4 protein-coding genes are annotated in these 4765 nt (G+C 33.0%); all 4 read left to right on the top strand.

Going from position 1 to position 4765, the window contains the following annotated elements; genetic code table 11:
• Positions 1–1320 precede the first annotated feature (1320 nt).
• The 4 genes from EC396_RS11870 (at position 1321) to EC396_RS11855 (ending at position 4578) form a co-directional block, all read left to right on the top strand.
• Complete coding sequence (locus EC396_RS11870) at positions 1321–2259, top strand: NAD-dependent epimerase/dehydratase family protein (protein WP_129366907.1); 939 nt, start codon at positions 1321–1323, stop codon at positions 2257–2259.
• Positions 2260–2266: 7 nt separating this feature from the next.
• Positions 2267–3223 carry a glycosyltransferase family 4 protein gene (locus EC396_RS11865; protein ID WP_129366906.1) on the top strand — a complete coding sequence of 319 codons (957 nt, stop codon included), beginning with the start codon at positions 2267–2269 and terminating at the stop codon, positions 3221–3223.
• Between the two features lie 801 nt (positions 3224–4024).
• Positions 4025–4267, top strand: a complete 243-nt coding sequence (locus EC396_RS11860) for a hypothetical protein (protein WP_129366905.1) — start codon at positions 4025–4027, stop codon at positions 4265–4267.
• The gene (locus EC396_RS11855; protein WP_129366904.1) at positions 4258–4578 is read left to right on the top strand and encodes a type II toxin-antitoxin system RelE/ParE family toxin; all 321 of its coding nucleotides are present in this window, start codon (positions 4258–4260) and stop codon (positions 4576–4578) included. The genes EC396_RS11860 and EC396_RS11855 overlap by 10 nt, the downstream gene beginning before the upstream one ends.
• Positions 4579–4765: the final 187 nt, after the last annotated feature.

Here is a 4765-nt window from a genome sequence, read left to right as displayed (position 1 = left end):
ACTTGTCATTCCGACGAAGGAGGAACCACATCCAATGCTCAGTATTATGTGATTTCTCATTGCAATCGAAATGACAAAACATACGTCATTTTCAGCCCTTTGCTAAGCTAATTCGAAGTATTGACTGGAAATCAGTTTGTCCTTAGGTTCAAATCCATTCCCCTCTTGAGCGCTGTATTGAGCGTAGCCGAAATGAGGGGCTAGGGGAGTGTTTTGTTTAGTTCAAAGATACTTTTTAGTATTTGTAGCAACAGATCCCCGCATACGCGAGGATGACGGTTGGTTGGTAATCTCTGAGCTTTGGCTGTACTATTCTTACAAAAAGAGTTCCTTCAAAAGTAAATTGTCGTTTTGAAAAAGGATGTTGAAAAAACAGTTGTCCTATTTAATTTTTCGTTGCAAACAATTAAAAAATATAGCGCTGGATGGCGGGTTTTCCAAAGAGCGTAGCGGTCTGGAAATGGTGGGTAATATTTTTTAAGTAGGCTTGCAGAAAAATAAAATCAGACTAGATTTTTGGTTCTTTTCATCAATGGAAAAGAACAAGAAAATTAATTAAATGCAATCTGTTAATTGTGTAGTTCAAAGATACTTTTTAGTATTTACAGTAACAGATCCCCGCATTCGCGAGAAATCGCAGATTCGACGGAGTCAATGACGGTTGGTTGATTAATAATTAATAATGAAAAGTTAATAATGAATACCAACTTAAAGCTTAAAACTTAAAACTTAGAACTGCTACTGAATACTGTTACTGAAAACTAGCTATTAGCTTTTAACTTAAAACTGTTACAGAATACTTTTCTATTGAAAAATTGACTCCCTTTAGGGTTGGGGAAAAACAATTTTTCGGTAGCGTTTAACTTTGTTAATAATTAAACTAATTTATAAATACACACCCCTAACCCCTCTCAAGAGGGGAATTAACACGTCATTTCCAGCCCTATGCTCAGCCAAGTCGAAATTAAATTTCATAATGTCATACTAAAAAATTTCAAACTATATTTGCAGCTAAATTGGAGTAGATGTTGAACTGGTCATTCTGAAAATAAGCGTCACCCTGAACTGGTCACTGAGTGGAGTCGAAGTGTTGTTTCTGGGTCTCATGCTAAAGAATTTCAAAGTATGTTTGTAGTTCCAAAGTTGCAGATGCCCAGTCAAGCTGAGCATGACGAATCAAATCAAACTTTACCCTGAAGAACGTCATCCCAAAGATGTCACACTGAGCTTGTCGAAGTGTTGTTTCGGGATCTCATGATTTAGAACGTGAAGTTGCAGATGCCCAGTCAAACAGAGCATGACGTTAATATTTAAAAATAAATGAATCAAGAAAAAAACATATTAATTACAGGAAACACAGGTTTTGTAGGAACAAACCTAAGCACCTATTTAAACAAAACAGGGTATAAAACCACCGGTGTTACTAGAAGTCCGAAATCTACAAAAGAATACAGTTACACCTCGCTTACTGCAAATAGTTGGAATAAATACGATGCTTTTATACATTTGGCAGGAAAGGCCCACGATTTAAAAGGGGTTGCAGATGATAGTGAATATTTTGAGGTAAATACCAAGTTGACAAAAACATTGTTTGATCAGTTTTTAGCAAGTGATTGTAAAGTTTTTGTGTACATCAGCTCTGTAAAAGCTGTTGCCGATGAAGTAGAAGGAATTTTAACCGAAGCAACAACACCAAATCCCATAACAGTTTATGGAAAGTCTAAATTGGCAGCCGAGAACTATTTAACAAGTCAAAAATTGCCGTCTGATAAGTTTTTATATATCTTGCGCCCTTGTATGATTCACGGTCCGGGGAACAAAGGCAATTTAAATTTGTTATACCAATTGGTTAACAAAGGGATACCTTATCCTTTAGGAGATTTTGAAAACAAACGTTCTTTTTTAACCGTTGAAAATTTGTGTTTTGTAATTGAGAATTTAATCTCTCGACTACCCGAAAGTGGTATTTACAATGTTGCCGATGATGAAGCCATAGCAACAAATACTTTGGTTGAATTGATAGGAGAGGCGAGTGGTAAGACCTCAAAAATATGGAAATTGCCTAAAGGAATCATTCAAACATTGGGTAAAGTTGGTACAAGATTGCATTTGCCTTTCAATACTGAAAAATTACAAAAGTTAACCGAAAATTATGTAGTGAGCAATGCCAAGATAAAAAAGAACTTAAAAATAGACTTGCCAGTGCAAACTAAACAAGGACTTATAAACACCATCAAATCTTTTAAAAACAATCAATAGTTTTCCAATGCAGTATATTTTAATAACACTTTTGTTGGTTATTTGTGCGGTTATTTACATTAAAATCGCTTCAAAACTAAACATAGTCGACAATCCAAACTTTAGAAGTTCACACACCATACCAACCATACGTGGTGGTGGTATTTTATTTTTTATAGCGGTGATTGCTTTTTTTGTGAGTTCACAATTTCAATACCCGTATTTTGTAGCAGGCTTGAGTTTGGCAGCGATATTGAGCTTTTTAGACGATATATATACCTTATCTGCCAAAATACGATTGCCATTTCAGTTTATTGCTATTGGCTTGGTTTTGTATCAATTGCAATTGTTTGATGCACCCCTTATTTGGATAGTGATAGCTGCCATTGTAGGAGTTGGATTTATCAATCTGTTTAATTTTATGGATGGTATCAATGGCATTACAGGTTTGTACAGTATGGCAGTTTTGGTAGGGGTATGGCTAATTAATAGTACAGCACAAATTATTGAACCCGACTTAATCAGCTATGTATTTTTATCAATAGTTGTTTTTGGTTATTATAATTTTAGAAAAAAAGCCAGGATGTTTGCAGGTGATGTGGGGAGTATTTCTTTGGCAATGTTGCTGTTTTTTGTGGGTTTACATTTAGGATTGTCTTTACAGGCACCCGTGATATTGTTATTGGTATCGGTATATGGTGTTGATGGTGTTTTAACCATTTTATTCAGAATAAGTATCAAAGAACATATTATGGAAGCGCACAGGCATCATATCTATCAGAAACTAGTGGATGTTTGGAAATGGTCACATTTAAAAGTTTCGGCTATCTATGCTTTACTGCAATTAGCTATTGGTTTTTTGGTTTTTTACACCTATAAATTTACTTTTTCAACACAAATATTGATCATATTGAGCGTATTGACATTATTGTCTTTGGGCTATGTATATGTGTTTAAAAAAACAAAAGAAAAAGTTATAAAATAAACAGTTGTTATTTGCTTTTACGAATTGTTTATTAAATTAAAACTGATACTGGCTAAATAATGAATAATTAATAATGAAAAGTTAATACTGAGTACCAGCTTAGAACTTAAAACTTAAAACTTAGAACTGAAAACTGAATACCGACTTAAAACTCAACTTCCAAATAATGGCTTCGACTACGCTCAGCCACCAAAAGCAAGGTGTTAAATACCGTCTTTTGACTTAAAAACAATACATAAATTTGTCATTCCGACGAAGGAGGAACCATATCCAATGCTTAATTTTATGTGATTTCTCATTGCAATCGAAATGACAAAACATGCTTTTTAGTACTTACAGCAACAGATCCCCGCATTCGCGAGGATGACGGTTCAAAGAATACTGTTACAAATTAATAATGAAAAAGGAATAATTATTACCAGATACTGAATACTTTCCTATTGAAAAATTGACTACCTTTAGGGTTGGGGAAAGGCAATTTTTCGGTAGCGTTGATTTTGTTAATAATTAAACTAATTTATAAATACACACCCCTAACCCCTCTCAAGAGGGGAATATTACAGTTGAATAATTACTTGTGACTTAAAACTGGCTTTTGACTTAAAACTTAAAACTTAGAACTTAAAACTGTTACTGAAAACTGACTTAAAACCTAAAATTTAAAACTGCTACTAAATACTGTTACTAAAAACTGATTACCAGGTACTTATTTTTTTTATTGGTGACAAGCTGAAAAAAAATCAGAAATCAAAAACTTACCAAAGTCGATAATTTTGTACATTTGAATAAAAGATAGTAATAATGGATTTAGAAGCTAGAAAAATAATATTTGTTCAAGAATTTTTAAGACTCCAAAACGAGGAAATTGTTAGTGGACTTGAAAAACTATTGCGTAAAAGAAAAAACGAGTTAATTGAGAAAAGCTTCAAACCAATGAGTATGGAGCAATACAATGCTGAAATTGACCAAGCAATGGAGGATTCCAAAAATGGCAGGATGATTAAAGCAACTGATTTGAAAGCTAAAATCCAAAAATGGAATTAGATGTTTATTGGTTAGAACTGGCTGAAAATAAACTCGAAGACATTTATAGTTATTATTCGGAAAAGGCTAGTAAAAAAGTTGCTCAAAAATTAATAAATGGAATTATTGATACTACAATAGGAATTGAGCAACAACCTGAAATTGGTCAAATTGAAAATGCGCTTGATAATCGAAAACAAGTATTCCGTTATTTAATTTATAAAAATTACAAAGTCGTTTATTGGATAAACTATAAATATAGTCGTATCGAAATAGCAAACATATTCGATACACGACAAAATCCCAACAAATTAATAGAAGATTTAAAATAAGCTACCTATTCAAAACATACTTTTACTAATTAATAATGAAAAAGGAATAATTATTAATAGATACAGAATACTAGCTTTTGGCTTGTGGCTACTAGATATTAAATACCCACTTTTGACTTAATACCATTTATAACTTGTCATTCCGACGAAGGAGGAACCACATCCAATGCTCAATTTTATGTGATTT

The organism is Lutibacter sp. HS1-25, assembly GCF_004121075.1.
Classification (GTDB): domain Bacteria; phylum Bacteroidota; class Bacteroidia; order Flavobacteriales; family Flavobacteriaceae; genus Lutibacter.
Note: the sequence above shows the minus strand (reverse complement) of the source record. Positions and strands in the feature narration are given on the sequence as shown.